Source organism: Psychromonas sp. SR45-3 (genome assembly GCF_014163575.1).
GTDB lineage: Bacteria > Pseudomonadota > Gammaproteobacteria > Enterobacterales > Psychromonadaceae > Psychromonas > Psychromonas arctica.
Genome location: NZ_JACJDP010000132.1, coordinates 1 through 236, shown reverse-complemented (window position 1 = coordinate 236; position 236 = coordinate 1). Strand labels below are relative to the sequence as shown.

The following is a 236-nucleotide window of genomic DNA, read 5'->3' as shown; positions in this document are numbered from 1 at the left end:
ACTACCGCATTTTCTACTGCGCTGCCGTCGTCTTCGGTAAATGCATTGGTGTTCGTGATCGTCACTTCAGGTGCATCGTTAACCGTATTCACCACCGGGGTGGCCGAATCCGTTTCACCATTAATCGTGCCGTCGTTCGGTGTTAACGTAAATTCAGGTAAGGCTGCTCCGCTGTTAACCAGCGCCGCGCCCGCTGCTGTTAAGAGAACCTCATTGCCCACGACCTGGTAGTTGAT

Annotated in this window: 1 protein-coding gene; it reads right to left on the bottom strand. The window is 53.0% G+C overall.

From position 1 onward, the window contains the following. On the bottom strand, positions 1-236 hold a 236-nt coding region (locus H5084_RS20085; RefSeq protein WP_182692249.1), incomplete at both ends, for a hypothetical protein.